The sequence below is a fragment of the Enterobacter sp. MEB024 genome, assembly GCF_030209635.1.
GTDB classification, from domain to species: domain Bacteria; phylum Pseudomonadota; class Gammaproteobacteria; order Enterobacterales; family Enterobacteriaceae; genus Enterobacter; species Enterobacter ludwigii.
Map to the genome: position 1 here is coordinate 123,248 of NZ_JARVRQ010000013.1, position 21,362 is coordinate 144,609.

The 21,362-nt window shown below is 56.1% G+C and carries 16 protein-coding genes; 10 read left to right on the forward strand and 6 right to left on the reverse strand.

Annotated elements, in window-relative coordinates; genetic code table 11:
• Positions 1–12: 12 nt before the first annotated feature.
• Genes glgC through glgP form a run of 3 tightly spaced genes read left to right on the forward strand, consistent with a single transcriptional unit; the run spans position 13 to position 5,207 of the window.
• Positions 13–1,308 carry a glucose-1-phosphate adenylyltransferase gene (gene glgC / locus QRN24_RS18980; protein WP_020884559.1) on the forward strand — a complete coding sequence of 432 codons (1,296 nt, stop codon included), beginning with the start codon at positions 13–15 and terminating at the stop codon, positions 1,306–1,308.
• The gene (glgA, locus tag QRN24_RS18985; RefSeq protein WP_014171982.1) at positions 1,308–2,741 is read left to right on the forward strand and encodes a glycogen synthase GlgA; all 1,434 of its coding nucleotides are present in this window, start codon (positions 1,308–1,310) and stop codon (positions 2,739–2,741) included. Before glgC ends, glgA begins: the two co-directional genes overlap by 1 nt.
• 18 nt (positions 2,742–2,759) lie before the next feature.
• Positions 2,760–5,207, forward strand: coding sequence for a glycogen phosphorylase (glgP, locus tag QRN24_RS18990; RefSeq protein WP_014171981.1), 2,448 nt, complete (start codon positions 2,760–2,762; stop codon positions 5,205–5,207).
• 87 nt (positions 5,208–5,294) lie between these two features.
• On the opposite strand, the gene glpD is transcribed toward glgP, so the two are convergent.
• Entirely contained in the window at positions 5,295–6,803 is a 1,509-nt protein-coding gene (glpD, locus tag QRN24_RS18995; protein WP_020884561.1) for a glycerol-3-phosphate dehydrogenase, read from the reverse strand.
• Between the two features lie 251 nt (positions 6,804–7,054).
• Between glpD and glpE the strand changes: the two genes are divergently transcribed.
• Genes glpE through QRN24_RS19010 form a run of 3 tightly spaced genes read left to right on the forward strand, consistent with a single transcriptional unit; the run spans position 7,055 to position 9,040 of the window.
• A complete protein-coding gene (glpE, locus tag QRN24_RS19000) occupies positions 7,055–7,387 on the forward strand; it encodes a thiosulfate sulfurtransferase GlpE (protein ID WP_020884562.1) in 333 nt (110 codons plus the stop codon).
• Positions 7,388–7,434: 47 nt separating this feature from the next.
• Positions 7,435–8,265 (forward strand): rhomboid family intramembrane serine protease GlpG, encoded by an 831-nt coding sequence (glpG, locus tag QRN24_RS19005; RefSeq protein ID WP_106503540.1) that lies wholly within the window; start codon positions 7,435–7,437, stop codon positions 8,263–8,265.
• Between the two features lie 16 nt (positions 8,266–8,281).
• Positions 8,282–9,040: a DeoR/GlpR family transcriptional regulator gene (locus QRN24_RS19010; RefSeq protein ID WP_008503060.1), complete on the forward strand. Its 759-nt coding sequence runs from the start codon at positions 8,282–8,284 to the stop codon at positions 9,038–9,040.
• Positions 9,041–9,123: 83 nt separating this feature from the next.
• On the opposite strand, the gene malT is transcribed toward QRN24_RS19010, so the two are convergent.
• Positions 9,124–11,829, reverse strand: coding sequence for an HTH-type transcriptional regulator MalT (gene malT / locus QRN24_RS19015; protein WP_020884564.1), 2,706 nt, complete (start codon positions 11,827–11,829; stop codon positions 9,124–9,126).
• A 585-nt stretch (positions 11,830–12,414) separates the two neighbouring features.
• On the opposite strand from malT, the gene malP reads away from it, so the two are divergent.
• Together malP and malQ are read left to right on the forward strand one after the other, a co-directional pair.
• A complete protein-coding gene (gene malP, locus QRN24_RS19020) occupies positions 12,415–14,808 on the forward strand; it encodes a maltodextrin phosphorylase (RefSeq protein WP_183516891.1) in 2,394 nt (797 codons plus the stop codon).
• A 9-nt stretch (positions 14,809–14,817) separates the two neighbouring features.
• On the forward strand, positions 14,818–16,899 hold the full coding sequence (gene malQ / locus QRN24_RS19025; RefSeq protein ID WP_025202852.1) for a 4-alpha-glucanotransferase: 2,082 nt from the start codon (positions 14,818–14,820) through the stop codon (positions 16,897–16,899).
• 52 nt (positions 16,900–16,951) lie between these two features.
• Here malQ and gntT read toward each other — a convergent pair whose 3' ends face one another.
• From gntT to gntX, 3 genes are all read right to left on the reverse strand, one after another.
• Positions 16,952–18,268 carry a gluconate transporter gene (gene gntT / locus QRN24_RS19030; RefSeq protein WP_014171973.1) on the reverse strand — a complete coding sequence of 439 codons (1,317 nt, stop codon included), beginning with the start codon at positions 18,266–18,268 and terminating at the stop codon, positions 16,952–16,954.
• 307 nt (positions 18,269–18,575) lie between these two features.
• Positions 18,576–19,151, reverse strand: coding sequence for a Fe-S biogenesis protein NfuA (nfuA, locus tag QRN24_RS19035; RefSeq protein WP_003861601.1), 576 nt, complete (start codon positions 19,149–19,151; stop codon positions 18,576–18,578).
• Positions 19,152–19,212: 61 nt separating this feature from the next.
• On the reverse strand, positions 19,213–19,896 hold the full coding sequence (gene gntX / locus QRN24_RS19040) for a DNA utilization protein GntX (RefSeq protein ID WP_032679118.1): 684 nt from the start codon (positions 19,894–19,896) through the stop codon (positions 19,213–19,215).
• A 36-nt stretch (positions 19,897–19,932) separates the two neighbouring features.
• Between gntX and bioH the strand changes: the two genes are divergently transcribed.
• Complete coding sequence (gene bioH / locus QRN24_RS19045; RefSeq protein WP_193163547.1) at positions 19,933–20,706, forward strand: pimeloyl-ACP methyl ester esterase BioH; 774 nt, start codon at positions 19,933–19,935, stop codon at positions 20,704–20,706.
• Positions 20,707–20,817: 111 nt separating this feature from the next.
• Positions 20,818–21,087 (forward strand): YdgH/BhsA/McbA-like domain containing protein, encoded by a 270-nt coding sequence (locus QRN24_RS19050; RefSeq protein ID WP_025202855.1) that lies wholly within the window; start codon positions 20,818–20,820, stop codon positions 21,085–21,087.
• Positions 21,088–21,117: 30 nt separating this feature from the next.
• Here the strand turns inward: QRN24_RS19050 and feoC are convergent, their stop codons facing one another.
• Positions 21,118–21,357, reverse strand: coding sequence for a [Fe-S]-dependent transcriptional repressor FeoC (gene feoC / locus QRN24_RS19055; RefSeq protein WP_014171968.1), 240 nt, complete (start codon positions 21,355–21,357; stop codon positions 21,118–21,120).
• Between the last annotated feature and the right edge of the window lie 5 nt (positions 21,358–21,362).

A 21,362-nucleotide genomic window follows, 5' to 3' on the forward strand; every position in this document is an offset into this window, starting at 1 on the left:
AAGGAGTTAGTCATGGTTAGATTAGAGAAGAACGATCCCTTAATGTTGGCACGCCAGCTACCATTAAAAACTGTTGCCCTGATACTCGCAGGCGGGCGTGGTACTCGTCTGAAAGATTTGACCATCAAACGCGCCAAACCTGCCGTCCACTTTGGTGGTAAGTTCCGTATTATCGACTTTGCGCTCTCCAACTGCCTGAACTCAGGCATTCGCCGCATTGGCGTCATTACGCAGTATCAGTCGCATACTCTGGTGCAGCACATCCAGCGCGGCTGGTCATTCTTCAGTGAAGAGATGAATGAGTTTGTCGATCTTCTGCCTGCCCAGCAGCGCGTTCACGGTGAGAACTGGTATCGCGGGACGGCGGATGCGGTGACGCAAAACCTCGACATTATTCGTCGTTATAACGCGGAATACATCGTGATCCTCGCGGGCGATCATATCTACAAGCAAGACTACTCCCACATGCTGATCGACCACGTCGAAAAAGGGGCGCGTTGCACCGTGGCATGCCTGCCCGTGCCTGTTGCTGAGGCGACGGCATTTGGGGTGATGCACGTCGACGCCGACGACAAGATTATCGATTTTGTCGAAAAACCGGCGAACCCACCGACAATGCCAGGGGACGATACCAAATCGCTCGCCAGCATGGGGATCTATGTCTTTGATGCCGATTATCTTTACGCGCTGCTGGAAGAAGACGACAAAGACGAAAACTCCAGCCACGACTTCGGCAAAGACATCATTCCGAAAATTACCAAAGCTGGCATGGCGTATGCACATCCCTTCCCGTTGTCCTGCGTGCAGTCTGATCCGAATGCTGAACCTTACTGGCGCGACGTCGGAACGCTGGAGGCCTACTGGAAGGCAAACCTCGATCTCGCGTCGGTGACGCCTGAACTGGATATGTACGACCAGAACTGGCCAATCCGTACCCACATGGAATCGCTGCCGCCGGCGAAATTCGTTCAGGACCGCTCCGGCAGTCACGGCATGACGCTGAACTCGCTGGTGTCCGGCGGATGCATTATCTCGGGGTCGGTGGTGGTGCAGTCGGTGCTGTTCCCCCGCGTGCGCGTGAACTCATTCTGTAATATTGATTCGGCGGTGCTGCTGCCGGATGTCTGGGTCGGACGCTCATGCCGTCTGCGCCGTTGCGTTATCGACCGTGCCTGCGTCATACCTGAAGGCATGGTGATTGGTGAAAATGCGGAAGAAGACGCGCGTCGTTTCTACCGTTCGGAAGAGGGGATCGTGTTAGTAACACGGGAAATGTTGCGGAAGCTGCAGGTCAAACAGGAGCGATAATGCAGGTTTTACATGTATGTTCTGAGATGTTCCCGTTGTTAAAAACGGGCGGTCTGGCGGATGTTCTTGGCGCATTGCCTGCGGCGCAAATCGCCGGGGGTGTAGATACCCGAGTTCTGTTGCCCGCTTTTCCGGATATCCGGCGTGGTATTCCAGATGCAAAGGTGGTCACTCGTCGTGAAACCTTCGCCGGACGCATCACCCTGCTGTTTGGACATTACAATGGCGTAGGCATTTACCTGATTGATGCGCCGCATTTATACGATCGACCGGGTAGCCCGTATCACGATACGAACCTGTTCGCCTATACCGACAACGTGCTGCGTTTCGCACTGCTCGGCTGGGTCGGTGCTGAAATGGCAACCGGGCTGGATCCGTTCTGGCGCCCGAATGTGGTACACGCTCACGACTGGCACGCCGGGCTTGCACCGGCGTATCTGGCGGCGCGCGGCCACCCGGCGAAATCGGTCTTTACCGTTCACAACCTGGCGTATCAGGGCATGTACTATGCCCATCACATGAATGACATCGATCTGCCATGGTCGTTCTATAACATGCACGGGCTGGAGTTTAACGGGCAGATTTCGTTCCTGAAAGCCGGCATCTACTACGCCGATCACATTACGGCCGTGAGCCCGACCTACGCCCGCGAAATTACCCAGCCGGAGTTTGGTAACGGTCTGGAAGGGTTGCTGCGACAGCGCCATCGTGAGGGCCGCCTGTCGGGGATCCTCAACGGCGTTGATGAGCAGATCTGGAATCCGGAGACCGATCTTCTGCTGGCGGCACGCTATGGCCGCGATTCCGTGGAAGACAAAGCGGAAAACAAACGCCAGCTGCAGATTGCGATGGGGCTGAAGGTGAACGATAAAGTGCCGCTGTTCGCCGTCGTCAGCCGTCTGACCAGCCAGAAAGGGCTGGATTTAGTGCTGGAGGCGCTGCCGGGCTTACTGGAGCAGGGGGGGCAACTGGCGCTGCTCGGTGCCGGCGACCCGGTGCTGCAGGAAGGTTTCCTTGCGGCAGCGGCGGAACACCCCGGGCAGGTAGGGGTGCAGATTGGCTATCACGAAGCGTTTTCGCACCGGATTATGGGCGGTGCTGACGTCATTCTGGTGCCGAGCCGTTTCGAACCGTGTGGCCTGACGCAGCTCTATGGCCTGAAATACGGCACGCTGCCGCTGGTACGTCGTACCGGCGGGCTGGCGGACACCGTATCGGACAGTTCTCTGGAAAACCTTGCGGACGGTATCGCCAGCGGGTTTGTCTTTGAGGACAGTAATGCCTGGTCGCTGCTGCGGGCGATTCGGCGTGCTTTCGTCTTGTGGTCCCGTCCATCTCTGTGGCGTTACGTTCAGCGTCAGGCGATGTCTCTGGACTTTGGCTGGCACGTTGCGGCGCAGTCATACCGCGACCTTTATCAACGCTTGATGTAACGAGGCGAAGTTACTGATATGAATGCTCCTTTTAGCTATTCTTCACCCACGCTCAGCGTTGAGGCGTTAAAGCACTCTATCGCCTATAAGCTGATGTTCACCATCGGGAAAGACCCGGTCATCGCCAACAAACACGAGTGGCTGAACGCCACGCTGTTTGCCGTGCGTGACCGCTTAGTGGAACGCTGGCTGCGCTCTAACCGCGCCCAGCTCTCGCAGGAAACGCGGCAGGTTTATTACCTGTCGATGGAATTTTTGATTGGCCGCACGCTGTCCAATGCGCTGTTGTCGCTCGGTATCTATGACGACGTCAAAACCGCACTGGAAGAGATGGGGTTAGATTTAGAAGAGCTGATTGACGAAGAGAACGACCCGGGCCTCGGTAACGGCGGCCTGGGGCGCCTGGCCGCCTGTTTCCTGGACTCGCTGGCGACGCTGGCCCTGCCGGGCCGCGGCTACGGGATTCGCTACGACTACGGCATGTTCAAGCAGAACATCGTGGAAGGCCGACAGAAAGAGTCTCCGGACTACTGGCTTGAGTACGGTAACCCGTGGGAATTCAAACGACACAACACGCGCTACAAAGTGCGCTTTGGTGGCCGTATTCAGCAGGAAGGGAAAAAATCCCGCTGGGTTGAGACGGAAGAGATCCTGGCCGTGGCCTATGACCAGATTATCCCCGGCTACGACACCGATGCCACCAACACCCTGCGCCTGTGGAGCGCCCAGGCCAGTAGCGAAATCAACCTCGGTAAATTCAACCAGGGCGACTATTTTGCGGCGGTGGAAGATAAAAACCACTCTGAAAACGTCTCCCGCGTGCTCTATCCGGATGACTCGACCTATTCCGGACGCGAACTGCGTCTGCGTCAGGAGTATTTCCTTGTGTCCGCGACGATTCAGGACATCCTGAGCCGTCATTATCAGCTGCACAAAACCTACAGTAACCTGGCGGAAAAAACCGCCATTCACCTTAACGACACCCACCCGGTGCTTTCGATCCCCGAGCTCATGCGTCTGCTGATCGACGAGCACAAATTCAGCTGGGATGATGCGTTTGAAGTGACCTGCCAGGTCTTCTCGTACACCAACCACACCCTGATGAGCGAAGCGCTGGAAACCTGGCCGGTCGACATGCTCGGTAAAATTTTGCCGCGCCATCTGCAGATTATCTTTGAGATTAACGACTACTTCCTGAAGACGCTGCAGGAGCAGTATCCGAACGATACTGGCCTGCTGAGCCGGGCTTCAATCATTGATGAATCCAACGGTCGCCGCGTGCGTATGGCCTGGCTGGCGGTGGTGATCAGCCACAAGGTGAACGGGGTTTCCGGACTGCACTCGAACCTGATGGTGCAGTCGCTGTTTGCTGATTTCGCGAAGATCTTCCCGACGCGTTTTTGCAACGTGACGAACGGTGTTACCCCGCGTCGCTGGCTGGCGCTGGCTAACCAGCCGCTCTCCGACGTCCTGGACGAACATATTGGCCGCACCTGGCGTACCGATTTGAGTCAGCTGGGCGAGCTTGAACAGCACCTGGATTTCCCGGCGGTGAACAAAGCCGTGCGTGAAGCCAAGCTTCTGAACAAGAAGCGGCTATCGGTGTATCTTGCGCTGCACCTGAACGTGGTGGCCAACCCGAAAGCGTTGTTTGATGTGCAAATCAAGCGTATCCATGAGTACAAGCGACAGCTTATGAACGTGCTGCACGTCATCACGCACTACAATCGCATCAAAGCCGACCCAACGGCCGACTGGGTGCCACGGGTGAAAATCTTTGCCGGTAAGGCGGCGTCGGCATACTACATGGCGAAGCACATTATTCATCTCATCAATGATGTGGCGAAGGTGGTCAACAACGATCCGGATATCGGTGACAAGCTGAAGGTGGTCTTTGTCCCGAACTACAGTGTGAGTCTGGCGCAGCTGATCATTCCGGCGGCGGACCTGTCTGAGCAGATTTCCACGGCCGGTACGGAAGCCTCCGGCACCAGTAATATGAAGTTTGCCCTGAATGGCGCACTGACCATCGGTACGCTGGATGGCGCGAACGTTGAGATGCTGGAGCATGTCGGGGCAGAAAATATCTTTATCTTCGGTAACACGACGGAGGAGGTGGAGGCGCTTCGCAGGAAGGGCTACTCGCCGCGCGAGTACTATGAAGAAGATGAAGAGCTGCGCCAGGTGTTGACGCAAATCGCCACCGGCGTGTTTAACCCTGAAGAGCCGAGCCGCTATCGCGATCTGGTCGATTCACTGATTAACTTTGGTGACCACTATCAGGTGCTGGCGGATTACCGCAGCTATGTCGACTGCCAGGACAACGTGGACGAGTTGTACCGTCAGCAGGAGAAGTGGACCAGCGCCGCGATGCATAACATCGCCAATATGGGCTATTTCTCATCAGACCGTACTATCAAAGAATATGCTGAAACTATCTGGCATATCGATCCCGTGCGGTTATAAAAAAACAGAGCCGGGTGGCGGCTTCGCCTGACCCGGCTTGTGCGATCTGCAGGCCCGGGAAGCGTAACGCCACCGGGCCTTTTTGCATCACGATGCTAATGACAGCTCACGCTTTCCCGCGTTCTGCGCCAGCCACTGCGCCACGCGCGACTGCTGCTCGGCATCCAGCCACATCCCTTCTTTGGTACGACGCCAGATGGCATCATCCAGGCGGCGCACCCACTCGTTCTCAACCAGATAGCGCAGTTCGGCTTCGTAGAGTTCGTGACCGAAATGTTCACCCAGGTCGGCAAGCGTTTTGGCTTCACCCAGGATCCATTCCGTATTACTGCCGTAGGTACGGGCGTAGTGACGCGCCATCCCTTCGGTGATGAACGGGTAACGACGGCGCAGTTTCGCGGCATAATCATCGCGGTTATCCCCAATATCGCCGCCAGGCAATACGGCACCTTTAGTCCAGGCCGGGCCAATGCCCTTGTAGTACGGCACCAGTTTTTCCAGTGCGTGTTCGGCCAGCTTACGATAGGTAGTGAGCTTGCCGCCAAAGACCGACAGCAGCGGTGCCTGGCCGTCCACGTCATGAATATCCAGCGTATAGTCGCGGGTGATGGCCTGCGGTGAGTCCGATTCGTCATCACACAGCGGACGCACGCCGGAGTAGGTCCAAACCACGTCATCGCGTGCCAGCTGTTTTTTGAAGTGCGCGTTATACACTTTCAGCAGGTAGCTGACTTCACTTTCGTCGATCTCGACATTTTTCGGATCGCCTTTGTACTCCACGTCGGTGGTGCCGATGATGGAGAACTCGTCCATCCACGGGATCACAAACACGATACGTTTATCTTCGTTTTGCAGGATATAGGCCTGCTTCTGGGTATGCACGCGTGGCACGACAATGTGGCTGCCTTTGATCAGGCGGATGCCGTACGGCGAAGGCAGGTGCATTCCCTCATCAAAGAACTGTTTCACCCACGGCCCGGTGGCGTTCACCAGGCCGCGCGCTTTCCAGCTGAACTTCTCGCCGGTATCCACGTCTTCCGCTTCAACAACCCACAGGCCGTTTTCACGACGGGCAGCTGTGGCGCGGGTGCGGGTTTTCACCTCGCCGCCCTTTTTCACCACCATCTGCGCATTGGCAAGGACCAGACGCGCATCGTCTACCCAGCAGTCGGAATATTCGAATCCGCGCACGATTTCAGGTTTAAGGACCGATTCTGAGCCAAAACGCAAACCGGTCGATCCTGGCAGGCTGGTACGTTTGCCCAGATGATCGTACATAAACAGACCGATTCGAATCATCCACGCCGGACGCAGATGCGGGCGGTGGGGCAGGCGAAAGCGCATCGGAATCGCCAGATGCGGGGCCATTTTCAGCAGCACTTCACGTTCGGCCAGGGCTTCGCTGACCAGGCGGAATTCGTAGTGTTCCAGGTAGCGCAGGCCACCGTGAATCAGTTTGGAGCTGGCGGACGAGGTCGCGCAGGCGAGATCGTTAGCTTCCAGCATCAGCACGGATAAACCGCGTCCTGCAGCATCGGCCGCAATCCCGGCACCGTTGATGCCACCGCCTATCACAATCAGATCTTTGGTTTCCATAACACCCTCACGCACTTTCGTTAAAGCTCAGAAATGTTCGATATCGCTCATAATAGCAAAGGAACGCGCTTTTGGTAACATCAAAAAAACAATTTAGAGTGATATGGATAACATAATGGCGTTTACCCGCCGCCAGGACGTACACTACGGGGTAAAATAGTGCCGCTTGATGCCCTCGCCCAACCTTCTCACTTCAGGAGAGAGTGGGGGGAGAGGAAGCGCACCACACCTGAATATAAGATGAGAGCACCATGGATCAGTTTGAATGTATTAACGTAGAAGAAGCCCATCAGAAAATGCACCAGGGAACGGCTGTGCTGGTGGACATCCGCGATCCACAGAGCTTTGCGATGGGCCACACGCCAGGCGCGTTCCACCTGACCAACGACTCCCTGGGCGCGTTTATGCGCGATAACGATTTCGACACGCCGGTGATGGTCATGTGCTACCACGGCAACAGCAGTAAAGGTGCAGCGCAGTACCTGCTTCAGCAGGGCTACGATGCGGTTTACAGCGTTGATGGCGGCTTCGATGCCTGGCATCGTCATTTCCCGGCAGAAGTTGAATACGCGTTTGAGCGCTGATACCGCTATACTGTCCCCTTTTGTGTGGAAATAAGCGACGGCTGCCCATGTTGATGATCACCTCTTTTACCAACCCGCGCGTCGCCCAGGCGTTTGTCGACTATATGGCGACGCAGGGCGTTATTCTGACCATCCAGCAACATCATCAGACCGATGTTTGGCTGGCCGACGAGAGCCAGGCCGCGAGGGTAAATGAGGAGCTGGCGCGATTCCTTGAGAACCCCGGCGACCCGCGCTATCTGGCCGCAAGCTGGCAATCAGGCCAGACGGACAGCGGGCTGCACTATCGCCGTTTTCCCTTCTTTGCCACCGTGCGCGAACGCGCGGGTCCTTTTACGCTGCTGCTGATGGCGGCCTGCATTATCGTGTTCATTATGATGAACGTGGTCGGCGACCAGAGCGTCATGATCGCCCTGGCATGGCCCTATGACCCTTCACTGGACGTTGACGTCTGGCGCTATTTTACCCACGCGCTGATGCACTTCTCGGTGATGCATATTCTCTTTAACCTGCTGTGGTGGTGGTACCTTGGCGGTGCCGTCGAGAAGCGTCTGGGCAGCGGGAAGCTGATTGTGATCACCGTCATCAGTGCCCTGTTGAGTGGCTATGTGCAGCACAAATTCAGCGGCCCGTGGTTTGGCGGATTATCAGGTGTTGTGTATGCCCTGATGGGCTATGTCTGGCTCAGAGGTGAGCGCGATCCTGAAAGTGGCATCTATCTGCAACGCGGGTTAATAACCTTTGCGTTAATATGGCTAATTGCCGGATGGTTTGATCTGTTTGGTATGTCTATCGCCAATGGTGCACACGTCACCGGGCTGGCCGTTGGGCTGGCGATGGCGTTTGCCGACACGCTCCATGCGCGAAAACGAACATAATTCTCAGGGATAATTGATGAAACAAACACAACGTCATGACGCCATTATCGAACTGGTTAAAAAACAGGGATATGTCAGTACCGAAGAGCTGGTCGAGCAGTTTGCCGTCAGCCCGCAGACCATTCGTCGTGACCTGAACGACCTTGCCGATCAAAACCGTATTCTGCGCCACCACGGCGGGGCGGCGCTGCCGTCCAGCTCGGTCAACACCTCATGGCATGACCGTAAAGCCACGCAAACGGCGGAGAAAGAGCGTATTGCGCGGAAAGTCGCCAGCCAGATCCCTAACGGGGCGACGCTGTTTATTGATATCGGCACCACGCCGGAAGCCGTCGCCCATGCGCTGCTGGATCATGAAAACCTGCGCGTCGTGACCAATAACCTGAACGTCGCGAATACCCTGATGCAGAAAGACGATTTCCGCATCATCCTTGCGGGCGGCGAGTTACGCAGCCGCGACGGCGGTATCATCGGTGAAGCGACGCTCGACTTTATCTCTCAGTTCCGTCTCGATTTCGGCATTCTCGGGATCAGCGGTATCGACAGCGATGGCTCCCTGCTGGAGTTTGATTATCATGAAGTCCGCACCAAGCGCGCGATTATTGAGAATTCACGCCACGTTATGCTCGTGGTGGACCACTCCAAGTTTGGCCGTAACGCGATGGTGAATATGGGCAGTATCAGCATGGTTGATGCGGTTTATACCGACGTGATGCCGCCGGCAGGCGTGATGCAGGTGATTAAGGATAATAATCTGCAACTGGAACTGTGCTGACGTAAAAGCAAAACGGCAACCGAAGGTTGCCGTTTTTAGTTTGTGCAAAACAGGCCGGGTGAGGGCACCCACGCGCACCGGAATTACACGCCGTACCCCATCATCTTCAGCAGCTGCTGTGCATGCTGCACCGCATCCTGACGATGGGCCACGCCCAGCTTCTGATAGAGATTGCGGATATGGGTTTTGATGGTGGTCGCCGCCACCGCCAGTTCACCGGCGATCTGCTCGTTGCTGTAGCCTGAGTAGATCAGCCCCAGCACCTGCCATTCGCGCTGAGTGAGCGGACTGGTGCGGATCAGTTCCGGTACTTCCGGATGGTTCAGCAGACGTTCAACGAAGTTCTCATCAAAGTGCGCAAACTTATGGCGATGGTGCTGATTAATCTCGCGCAGAATACGCTGAGCACGATGCTGATCCAGCTCTGGCAGCGTATTGAGTTGAATCAACTGTCGCAGCTGCTGGGCCATCACTTCACCTTCAATGACAAAGTGGCTGATAAACCCGGTGCGGTTCGCCAGCTGCAGCGCTTCCAGCAGGACGCGCTGGGCATCGTTTTTGCGGCCCGCCTGCCAGTAAAGCTGGTTCAGCAGAAGCAGGTTGCGGTTGAGATCGCTCATCAGCCGCAGGCTGCGGGCGTTTTCATTAAGCTCTTCCAGCACGATTTCGGCAGGTTCTAATTCACCGAGCAGGATCTGGACGCGGGCAATGTTGCGCCACTGGCTCTGCAGGAAGTGGTTGTTGGCAAATTCCGGTTTAGGGGTCTGACGTAACCAGTTGGCGGCGGATTTTTTGTCGCCGGTCATCTGCCAGTAAATCACCCGCACCTTATCGGCGTTGGACACCCAGTCGCTGTGGTACTGACCGTTACCGAGCAGGTTTTCCAGACGGTTAAGGTGGTTGCGGGCATTATCGAGATCGCCACGCGCCAGCGAGCACTGGACCAGCAGTGCCAGACATTGCAATTGCTGCTGTGGCTGGAAGCTGGAGAGAACGTCCACACCCTGACGGGCGCAGCTTTCCGCTTCATCCAGACGCGACCATGCCCAAAGGAGCTGTGCACGAATGCGCAGCAGGAACTCGTGCATCGGCAGCTGTTCCAGATGCTGCTCACGAATCAGCTGGAAAGCCTTTTCCTGATTTTCCCAGGCGGCCTGCAGGAACCCCTGCGCAAACAAAATTTCACTTTGCTGGATCAGGCTCCACAGCGCGTAATGCCAGACATCGTGGCGGCGGGCCATCTGTTCAGTTTGTTGCATGAGCGAAAGGGAGCGCGTCAGCTCGCCTTTGCAGTGCAGAACTTCACCGTGTACCGAGGTGGCAACAATACGGCTGTAGAAATTGGCCAGCGGCAGTTCATCCAGCGCAACCATCGCCAGGCGCTCTGCCTCTTCCGGGTCACCGTCGTTAATCGCCACCTGCGCTCGCAGGGCGTTGAATTCGCCGTGCAGGGTGGCATCCATATCGCTTTCCATCTCCTGCTCGGCACGTGCCAGCAGGGTATTTACTTCACTGTAGCGATGCTGGCTCTGCATCAGCCAGGCCTGCAGCAGCACCAGGCGCGGATTCTCCAGCAGGCTCTCCCACGGCAGGGCTTTCAGTGACTCTTCAAGCAGCGTCAGCTCGCTGTGGTTAAACAAGCCCCATGCGTGGTTAAGGAGGATATCGCGCAGCATGCCGGCATCACCGGCGGCAAGCGCGTGGTGAATCGCCTCGCTCGGGAAACCTTGCGCCATCCAGCTTTCGGCGGCGGCGCGATGGATTTCCGGCAGTTCCGTCGCAAGCTCCCACTGACAGCGCTGGCGCAGGAAGCTGCCGAACAGTGGGTGATAGCTGAACCACTCGCCGGGATCGTCCATTCGGGTCAGGAACAGGCCCTGGCGCTCAATCTCTTCCAGCTGCAGCTGACCGTTTTCACAGCCGGTCACGCGCACGATCAGCGCGTCGTTCATGGAACGCAGCAGAGAACTTTTGAGCAGGAAATTTCGGGTCGACGGATCAACGCTGTTCAACACCTCGTCGACGAGATAATCAGAAAGATGGCTCGCGTTAATCCCCGCCAGGCGACGCGCAGACTGGTGCGTCGGGCTGTTATTTTGCCGGGCAGAGAGGGCAATCAGCTGCAGCGCCGTCGCCCAGCCGGCGACATCATCACACAGGCGGCTGCTTTCGGAGGCCTCAATTGGCGAGTTCAGTCGACAGTCAAAGAACTGTTTGGCTTCCTGATGGGTAAAGGCCAGCTGCTGGCTGCCGACTTCCAGCAGCTGATCGCGCACGCGCAGGTTGGCGATGCCCAGTTGCGGCAGGTTACGCGACAGCACGACCAGGGTCAGGTTTTCCGGCTGATGACGCAGGAAGAAACGCATCGATTCATGGATAACCGGGTTAGTGATGAGATGATAATCATCAATCACCACGTACAGCGGGCGATGCCATTCGGCCAGTTCGATAAACAGCTGTGAGAAAAGGGAAGACAGACTGGCGTACTGGCGCTTTTGCACCATGACCTCACTGGCGACGCAGTGTCCGTTGGTTGCCTGCTGAATGGCAGCAATCAGATAGCTGGCAAAACGCTCTTGCTGGTTATCGCCCTCATCAAGGGAGTACCAGCCAAGGTCGCTCTTACCTGCGGCCCATTGCGAAATGAGCGTTGTTTTTCCATAACCTGCAGGGCTCGTAACCAGCGCCAGTCGGAAATTATGCGCGCCGGAAAGTTTAGCCAGCAGACGCTCGCGGACCACTGTATGGTCAAGACGAACCGGGCGACTTAATTTAGACGGAATCAACATAGTTTTCACTTCACTGTGGGGAACGAGAGAATTTATTTTTTTTGCGCTTCGTAATTAATAGCTATAAGGTCGGCCAGAAAGAGAACTATTGCAAGTTATGTCTGGGTTTTGTGGCTCTGAATTTGCACTCTGTCACAAAACATTCAGGCGAGTACCGGAACTTTTCCAGAATGGCTTTAACACCGCGTCAGCGCTGGCTTGTCCCAGTGTCACACGGTTACGCTGAAACTGGTTTCAGAAAGGTATAGTGACGTCAAATTTAATAAAGTTCGGGTAAAGTTGAGTGAGATTAATAATCCCCTTAGGTAAGGCCCCATTGCAGAAATATTATTCTGCGTAAGTAATCATTTCGGCGCGGATTAATTTCATCCGAAACTGTATTTCATTTTTTTGACATTCTCCCCGGTTATCTTTTTTTCTTCCTGGCACACTCACACTATGCTCTCAGAGTGGCCTTGATCACACTTTTATGCTCATCCCCGCTACTCCTCCCTGCCTAATCCCCTGCGGGATGAGGAAGAGGCGAAATGAGCCTGGCACACTAGCGCCAACATGTGTTTTCTCTCTACAGGATGCCAATTCCCTATGTCACAGCCTACCTTTAACAAAGCTCAATTCCAGGCTGCCCTGACGCGTCAGTGGCAGCGTTTTGGTCTTCACGCTGCAAACGAGATGACGCCTCACCAGTGGTGGCAGGCAGTGAGCGGTGCGCTCGCGGAGCAGCTGGATGCTCAACCGTTGGCAAAACCGACGAAAGACCAGCGCCACGTTAACTACATCTCAATGGAGTTCCTGATTGGCCGTCTGACAGGTAACAACCTGCTGAACCTCGGCTGGTATCAGGAGGTGGGTGATGTGCTGAAAGAGCATGACATTAACCTGACTGACCTGCTGGAAGAAGAGATTGACCCGGCGCTGGGTAACGGTGGTCTGGGACGTCTGGCGGCCTGTTTCCTTGACTCGATGGCCACCGTCGGTCAGTCGGCCATTGGCTACGGTCTGAACTACCAGTACGGCCTGTTCCGTCAGTCGTTTGCTGATGGTCATCAGATGGAAGCACCGGATGACTGGCACCGCAATACTTACCCCTGGTTCCGCCACAATGCACAGCTTGATGTGCAGGTGGGCATTGGTGGTAAAGTCACGAAGCAGGGGCTGTGGGAGCCTGCGTTTACCCTGACCGGCGAAGCCTGGGATCTGCCGGTGCTGGGCTACCGTAACGGCGTGGCGCAACCGCTGCGTCTGTGGCAGGCAAAGCACGCTCATCCCTTCAACCTGACCAAATTCAACGACGGCGATTTCCTGCGTGCCGAGCAGCAGGGGATTGACGCCGAGAAACTGACCAAAGTCCTTTACCCGAACGACAACCATCTGGCGGGCAAGAAACTGCGTCTGATGCAGCAGTACTTCCAGTGTGCCTGTTCCATTGCGGATATTCTGCGTCGTCATCACCTGGCGGGCCGCAAGCTGGCGCAGCTGCCGGACTTCGAAGTGATCCAGCTTAACGATACGCACCCGACGATTGCGATTCCTGAACTGCTGCGCGTGCTGATTGACGAGCGCCAGCTGAGCTGGGATGACGCGTGGGCGATCACCAGCCGTACGTTTGCCTACACCAACCACACCCTGATGCCTGAAGCGCTGGAGTGCTGGGATGAGAAGCTGGTGAAAGCCCTGCTGCCGCGTCATATGCAGATCATCAACAAGATTAACGACGCGTTTAAAAAGCAAGTGGATAAAACCTGGCCGGGCGACAAAGCGGTGTGGGCGAAGCTGGCTGTGGTACATGACAAACAGGTGCGCATGGCGAACATGTGCGTGGTGAGCGGTTTTGCGGTGAACGGTGTGGCGGCGCTGCACTCGGATCTGGTGGTGAAAGACCTGTTCCCGGAATACCACCAGCTGTGGCCGACCAAATTCCATAACGTCACCAACGGCATCACGCCGCGTCGCTGGATTAAGCAGTGCAACCCGCTGCTGGCCAGCCTGCTGGACAAAACCCTGAAGAAAGAGTGGGCCAACGATCTGGACCAGCTTATCAATCTGGAAAAGTATGCCGACGACGCGGCATTCTGCGAGCAGTACCGCGCCATTAAGCTCGAAAACAAAGTGCGTCTGGCGCATTTTGTCAAAGCGCGTACCGGCATTGAGATCAACCCGAACGCCATTTTCGATATTCAGATCAAACGTCTGCATGAGTACAAACGCCAGCACCTGAACCTGCTGCACATTCTGGCGCTGTATAAAGAGATCCGCGAGAACCCGCAGGCTGACCGCGTACCGCGCGTGTTCCTGTTTGGGGCGAAAGCCGCACCGGGCTACTACCTGGCGAAAAACATTATCCTCGCCATTAATAAAGTGGCCGCGGCCATCAATAACGATCCGAAAGTGGGTGACAAGCTGAAGGTGGTGTTCCTGCCGGACTACTGCGTCTCTGCAGCTGAGATGCTGATCCCGGCGGCGGATATCTCCGAGCAGATCTCCACGGCAGGGAAAGAAGCTTCCGGTACCGGCAACATGAAGCTGGCGCTGAACGGTGCGCTGACCGTCGGTACGCTCGACGGCGCGAACGTCGAGATCGCCGAAAAGGTGGGGGAAGAGAACATCTTTATCTTCGGCCATACCGTCGAAGAAGTGAAAGCCCTCAAGGCCAAAGGTTACGACCCGGTGAAATGGCGTAAGAAAGACAAAGTTCTTGATGCGGTTCTGAAAGAGCTGGAAAGCGGCAAGTACAGTGACGGCGATAAACATGCCTTTGACCAGATGCTGCACAGCATGGACAAACACGGCGGTGACCCGTATCTGGTCATGGCGGATTTTACGGCCTATGTGGACGCGCAAAAACAGGTCGACGTGCTGTATCGCGACCAGGAAGCGTGGACCCGGGCTTGCATTCTGAACACCGCCCGCTGCGGGATGTTCAGTTCTGACCGCTCAATCCGTGATTATCAGGCTCGTATCTGGCAGGCAAAACGCTAAGGAAGCGCGATGGAGAGTAAACGTCTGGACAGTGCCGCGCAGGCGGCGGGGATCAGCCTCAGTTACATTAATGCTCACGGCAAACCACAGTCTATTGGCGCCGACACCAAAAGACGTTTGCTGGATGCCATGCACAAGACCGACGCGAAAGCGTCGGTTGCGCCGGTGCCGAACGTGAAGGTGTTTACCGCCGGTAAAAAGATGCCGCTTACGGTAAACGGGCGCGGCGAATTTAGCTGGCTGCTCACGACCGAAGAGGGGCAACAGCACAAAGGCCACGCCACCGGTGGCAAAGCGCTTAACCTTCCGGCAAAACTGCCGGAGGGCTATCACACGTTAACCCTCACGCAGGACGACCAGCGTTTTCATTGTCGGGTGATTGTTGCGCCAAAACGCTGCTATGAGCCGCAGGCGTTGCTCGAGGGTAAAAAGCTGTGGGGGGCCTGCGTGCAGCTCTACACGCTGCGCTCTGACAGCAACTGGGGTATCGGCGATTTTGGCGACCTGAAAAAGATGCTGGCGGATGTGGGCGAGCGCGGCGGTGCGTTTATCGGCCTCAACCCCATTCATGCGCTCTATCCGGCGAACCCGGAAAGTGCCAGTCCGTACAGCCCGTCATCCCGTCGCTGGCTGAACGTGATTTACATTGACGTGAATGCCTTAGACGATTTCAAAAGCAGCAAAGAGGCGCAGGCGTGGTGGAACCTCACGACCACTCAGCAGGCGCTGAAGCAGGCGCGCGAGACGGACTGGGTAGACTATGCCACCGTCACCGCACTGAAAATGGCCGCGTTACGTCTGGCGTGGAAAGGTTTTTCGCAGCGTGATGACGAGCAGATGTCGGCTTTCCGCCAGTTTGTGGCCCAGGAAGGCGAGAGCCTTTACTGGCAGGCGGCGTTCGATGCATTGCACGCTTATCAGGTAAAAGAGGACGAAATGCGCTGGGGCTGGCCGGTATGGCCGGAAGCGTATCAATCTGTCGATACGCCCGAAGTGCAGGCGTTCTGCAAAAAGTATGCTGACGAGGTGGATTTCTTCCTCTGGCTGCAGTGGCTGGCTTACAGCCAGTTTGCCGCCTGCTGGCAGGTGAGCCAGGGCTATAAAATGCCGATCGGCCTGTACCGCGATCTGGCCGTTGGCGTGGCAGAAGGCGGGGCGGAAACCTGGTGTGACCGCGAGCTTTATTGCCTGAAGGCCTCCGTGGGCGCACCGCCGGATATTCTTGGCCCGCTCGGCCAGAACTGGGGTTTGCCGCCGATGGATCCGCACGTCATGGCTGCGCGGGCTTACGAGCCGTTTATCGACCTGCTGCGCGCCAACATGCAAAACTGCGGCGCGCTGCGAATTGACCACGTGATGTCCGTCCTGCGTCTGTGGTGGATCCCTTATGGTGAAACGGCTGACCACGGCGCGTATGTACAGTATCCGGTTGACGATCTGCTCTCGATCCTGGCGCTGGAGAGTAAACGTCATCAGTGCATGGTGATCGGCGAAGATCTCGGTACCGTGCCGGTTGAGATTGTCAGTAAGCTCCGCGACAGCGGTGTTTACTCCTATAAAGTGCTCTATTTTGAAAACGACCATGAGAAAACCTTCCGCGCGCCGAAAGCGTACCCTGAACAGTCAATGGCAGTCGCGACGACGCATGACCTTCCTACGCTTCGTGGCTATTGGGAAAGCGGCGATCTGACGCTCGGTAAAACGCTGGGTCTGTATCCGGATGAAGAGGTCTTACGTGGGCTGTATCAGGATCGCGAGCTGGCGAAGCAAGGGTTGCTTGATGCGTTACACAAGCATGGCTGCCTGCCGAAACGCGCCGGGCATAAGGCATCACTGATGTCGATGACGCCTACGCTCAACCGCGGATTGCAGCGCTATATCGCCGACAGCAACAGTGCCCTGCTGGGTCTGCAGCCGGAAGACTGGATTGATATGGCGGAGCCGGTGAACATTCCGGGTACCAGCTATCAGTACAAGAACTGGCGTCGCAAATTGTCCATCACGCTTGAGAAGATGTTTGCCGATGACGGGGTGAACAGGCTGATTAAGGATTTGGATAAGCGCAGAAAAGCGGTGGGTAAAACGCGGTAGTCTCGCAGAGAGAAGAAAGCCGGGTAAGCGCAAGCTACCCGGCTTTTTGATATCAGATAACCATGTTCAACAGCAGAACCCCGACCAGACCACACACCGAAATAATGGTTTCCAGTGCAGACCAGGACTTGATGGTTTCACCGATAGTCAGGTTGAAATATTCCTTGAACAGCCAGAAGCCCGGATCGTTCACGTGAGAGAAAATCACGCTACCGGAACCTACCGCGATAACCATCAGCTCAGGGCTCACGCCCGTCGTCGCAATCAGCGGCGCAACGATACCACCGGCGGTGATTGCCGCAACGGTTGCAGAGCCGAGCGCGATACGCAGCACCGCAGCGATAGACCACGCCATCAGCAGCGGTGACACATTGGTTTCATGCATCATGGCCGCGATGTATTTATCCACGCCGCTGTCGACCAGCACCTGCTTGAACGCACCGCCACCACCGATAATCAGCAGCATCATGGCAATGATTTTGATGGAAGAGGTCAGCGTGTCGTTAATCTGATCCATCGAACGACCACGGTTCAGGCCGAAGGTGAACATCGCAATCAGCACCGCAATCAGCGTCGCCATCACCGGGTCGCCCAGGAACTCGGCAACGGACAGGAACGGGTGGCCTTTTGGCAGGATCATTTCCGCCACGGCACGCATCGCCATCAGGATGACCGGCACCAGAGAGGTCCAGACGCTGACGCCAAAACCAGGCATCTCTTCTTCCGTGAAGGTTTTCGCGCTGTACAGACCTTCCGGGATAGGCTTATCAATCCCTTTCAGGAAGCGGGCATAAACCGGGCCGGCCAGGATCACCGTCGGGATTGCCAGAATCGTACCGAACAGCAGGGTTTTACCCATATCGGCATGGAAGATGGTGGCGATCGCGGTTGGACCCGGGTGTGGTGGCAGGAAACCGTGCGTAACGGACAGCGCGGCGGCCATCGGTACACCGACATACAGCAGTGGAATGTTCGCTGCCGCTGCGATGGTGAACACCAGTGGCAGCATCAGCACGAAGCCCACTTCATAGAACAGTGCGAAACCGACGGTAAACCCGGTTAACACAACCGCCCACTGAATATTCTTCTTACCAAATTTGGCAATCAGCGTGGTGGCAATACGCTGGGCGCCCCCACAGTCCGCCAGCATTTTGCCGAGCATAGCGCCAAAGCCCATGATCAGTGCCAGGCTACCGAGCGTGCCGCCGACACCGGCTTTAATGGAGCTGATGACTTTCACCAGCGGCATCCCTTGCATCAGACCGACTGCAAGTGCCACCAGAACCAGAGCGATAAACCCGTTCATTTTGAAACGGATCATCAAGAGCAGTAATAACACAACACCGATAGCAACGATGACTAATGGCATGATTTACCTGGCCTTTGAATTGTTATGGGTAACGTCATTGTTTCAACGACAAATTCCGATTGTCCCAACTGGGAACAGAGTGTTAACGGCACTAATACTGTTGCCTTGGAAACTATTAAGTTTAGTCGGCTGTTATGAAGGTGCTTAGTGCCCACGAGAATGATACGGGTAACATGTCGTGGTTGAGAATCACCCTGGGGGGCTAAATTTGAATTATGAGACGCAGGTCAACATATGGGGAGGCAAGGCAGGGAGGGGAAAGCAGGCCCGGTAAGCATAGCGCCACCGGGCAAAAGCAGGCGGGCGCTTAGTAGTAAGAGTGCTCGCCGCGCTGGTGTTCGGTCAGATCGCGCACACCTTTCAGTTCCGGGAATTCGTTCAGCAGCTGCTTCTCGATCCCTTCTTTCAGCGTGACATCAACCATTGAACAACCGTTACAGCCGCCGCCGAACTGCAGGATCGCCAGGCCGTCTTCAGTAATTTCCATCAGGGAAACACGACCGCCGTGGCCCGCCAGCTGTGGGTTGATCTGAGACTGCAGCAGGTACTCGACGCGCTCCATCAGTGGGGCATCGTCAGACACTTTACGCATTTTGGCGTTTGGTGCTTTCAGGGTCAGCTGAGAACCCAGCTGATCGGTGACGAAGTCGATCTCCGCATCTTCAAGATACGGTGCGCTCAGCTCATCAACGTAAGCCGTGAGCTGTTCAAATTTAAGGGCAGTGTCAGTCGCTTCCACTGCGTCCGGAGGACAATAAGAGACACCACATTCTGCATTCGGAGTGCCTGGATTGATCACAAACACGCGGATCTGCGTCCCTTCTTCCTGATTTGCCAGCAGTTTGGCAAAGTGCGCTTGTGCAGAATCGGAAATACGGATCATAGCTTTGGCCTAATAGTTGACTAAATTACCTGGGTATAATCATACGCCCATTGAAGAAGGGCTACAAGGTACGGCACAGACACCATACCTGAACCGACGCGGCGCCGCTTTGCAAAAGCAGTCGGGAAAGTTCAGCAACGGTACTGCCTGTGGTGACGACATCATCCACAATCGCGATATGGAGGCCTTTGACCGGGAATTCAAGACGAAAGGCATTTTTGAGGTTCCTTTTGCGAAGCCGGGCCGTGAGCTGATGCTGGATGGCCGTGTTATGGACGCGTTTGAGCGCACGGGCGTCGTACCGGCAACCGAGCCATCGCGCGAGCGGGCGGCAAAGCAGGTCACTTTGGTTGTAGCCGCGTCGCCAGTGTCGGCGACGGTATAAAGGCACGTTAACCACCATGTCGATGTTCGGCAGGCCGCGGGTGCGTCGCGCCTGTAAAACGGCCAGCAGTAACAGGCGGGCGAGGGGACGCGCCAGCACACTCTGGCCGGCAAACTTCAGCGCATGTATAAGGCCGCTTAACGGCGCAACATAATCATCCACAGCCACCAGGGCACACCACGGCGGCGCTTTTTTCAGGCAGCGGCCGCAGGGAACGTCTCGCCCGGTGGCCGCTAGCCCACACTGCGGACACGTCATCGCCTGCCTTTTCAGCGAGCGGGTGCAAACGGAGCAGACGCCCCATGCGCTGAGGGCAAGCGGCATCCGGCATAGCCAGCACAAGCCAGGCACTGTTAACATGTGCAACCTCCATGTGAAAAAAGAGAACAGTAACTGATGAAGACGCTGTGGTGGCAGACCGTAGGGACGGGAAATTGCCATCTTGTGCTGCTGCACGGATGGGGCCTGAATGCCGAAGTATGGAATTGCATAACCGGGGAACTCGCCTCGCAATTTACCCTGCATCTGGTGGATTTACCGGGCTTTGGCCGCAGTCGCGGCTTTGGGGCAATGTCGGTTGAGGAGATGGCGCAGCAGGTGCTGGACGCTGCGCCGCAATACGCCATCTGGCTGGGCTGGAGCCTGGGCGGACTGGTGGCGAGCCAGATTGCGTTGACCCATCCCGAGCGCGTGCGTGCGCTGGTCACGGTAGCCTCGTCACCGTGCTTCAGTGCAAAGCACGACTGGCCGGGCATAAAACCGGATGTGCTGGCCGGGTTCCAGAAACAGTTGAGCGAAGACTTCCAGCGGACCGTTGAGCGTTTCCTGGCCCTGCAGACAATGGGAACCGACACCGCGCGTCAGGATGCCAGAGCGCTGAAGCAGACCGTGCTTTCCCTGCCGATGCCGGACGTTGAGGTGCTTAACGGGGGGCTTGAGATCCTCAAAACCGTCGATTTGCGTGAGCCGCTGGCCGCGCTGGCGATGCCGCACCTGCGTATCTACGGCTACCTCGACGGGCTGGTGCCTCGCAAAGTGGTTCCAGTGCTGGATTCACTCTGGCCACAAAGTGAGTCTCTGGTGATAAACAAAGCCGCGCATGCGCCGTTTATCTCTCATCCGGCGGAGTTTTGTTCAGCGCTCGTTGCGTTAAGTCAACGTTTAGACTGATTATTTTCTATCCAGCCTGGAAAAAGTTTCACACCGCAACCATACTCCAGATGTCGTTGCGGTTGTTCTGCCTACGATAATCAAAACAACAATCCTATGGAGAGTCAGGCTATGAAACTTGTTACAGGTATCGTCACTTCTCTGGTTATTGGGTCACTTTCATTTGGCGCCTTTGCGGCACAAGAGCTGGAAAAAGATAAAGTTGCCGGGATGAATCTGACCAAAGTTGGTGAGATTTCTACGTCTGACACGACCGCGCCGATGGACGCCAAAAAAGAGCTGTCTAAGAAAGCGGATGAGCTGGGTGGGAAGTACTACGTCGTCACCAGTGCCGAAAAACAGACCAAAAACGTGCGCGCAACGGCGGACGTCTATAAGTAATACGATAATGCCGGGCAGCGATGCCCGGCATTATGCGCGCAGTGCCCACCACTCTCTGAGGCAGGCTTTTCCTTCCGGGCAGCTTTTACAACTGCCGGAAAGGCAGCCTTCCGCCTCTTCCTGAATACGCACCGCTTTTCCCATGGCTTCCAGCCTTTCCAGCATGGCATCGATCATCGGCTGCGGGGTATGCAGGGTGAGGCTCAGCTGTTTCGCCTCCATTCGCCCTTGTAACGCCAGCAGGTCACGTACCTGAATCAACGATGCCATGGCTT

What these genes read in the sequence shown, in the direction of transcription:
- glgA (WP_014171982.1), top strand. Translation starts at nt 1,308, where the DNA reads ATGCAGGTTTTACATGTATGTTCTGAGATGTTCCCGTTGTTAAAAACG.
- glpE (WP_020884562.1), top strand. Translation starts at nt 7,055, where the DNA reads ATGGATCAGTTTGAATGTATTAACGTAGAAGAAGCCCATCAGAAAATG.
- glpG (WP_106503540.1), top strand. Translation starts at nt 7,435, where the DNA reads ATGTTGATGATCACCTCTTTTACCAACCCGCGCGTCGCCCAGGCGTTT.
- QRN24_RS19050 (WP_025202855.1), top strand. Translation starts at nt 20,818, where the DNA reads ATGAAACTTGTTACAGGTATCGTCACTTCTCTGGTTATTGGGTCACTT.
- gntT (WP_014171973.1), bottom strand. Translation starts at nt 18,268, where the DNA reads ATGCCATTAGTCATCGTTGCTATCGGTGTTGTGTTATTACTGCTCTTG.
- feoC (WP_014171968.1), bottom strand. Translation starts at nt 21,357, where the DNA reads ATGGCATCGTTGATTCAGGTACGTGACCTGCTGGCGTTACAAGGGCGA.
- bioH (WP_193163547.1), top strand. Translation starts at nt 19,933, where the DNA reads ATGAAGACGCTGTGGTGGCAGACCGTAGGGACGGGAAATTGCCATCTT.
- glgP (WP_014171981.1), top strand. Translation starts at nt 2,760, where the DNA reads ATGAATGCTCCTTTTAGCTATTCTTCACCCACGCTCAGCGTTGAGGCG.
- glpD (WP_020884561.1), bottom strand. Translation starts at nt 6,803, where the DNA reads ATGGAAACCAAAGATCTGATTGTGATAGGCGGTGGCATCAACGGTGCC.
- glgC (WP_020884559.1), top strand. Translation starts at nt 13, where the DNA reads ATGGTTAGATTAGAGAAGAACGATCCCTTAATGTTGGCACGCCAGCTA.
- gntX (WP_032679118.1), bottom strand. Translation starts at nt 19,896, where the DNA reads ATGTTAACAGTGCCTGGCTTGTGCTGGCTATGCCGGATGCCGCTTGCC.
- malQ (WP_025202852.1), top strand. Translation starts at nt 14,818, where the DNA reads ATGGAGAGTAAACGTCTGGACAGTGCCGCGCAGGCGGCGGGGATCAGC.
- malP (WP_183516891.1), top strand. Translation starts at nt 12,415, where the DNA reads ATGTCACAGCCTACCTTTAACAAAGCTCAATTCCAGGCTGCCCTGACG.
- QRN24_RS19010 (WP_008503060.1), top strand. Translation starts at nt 8,282, where the DNA reads ATGAAACAAACACAACGTCATGACGCCATTATCGAACTGGTTAAAAAA.
- nfuA (WP_003861601.1), bottom strand. Translation starts at nt 19,151, where the DNA reads ATGATCCGTATTTCCGATTCTGCACAAGCGCACTTTGCCAAACTGCTG.
- malT (WP_020884564.1), bottom strand. Translation starts at nt 11,829, where the DNA reads ATGTTGATTCCGTCTAAATTAAGTCGCCCGGTTCGTCTTGACCATACA.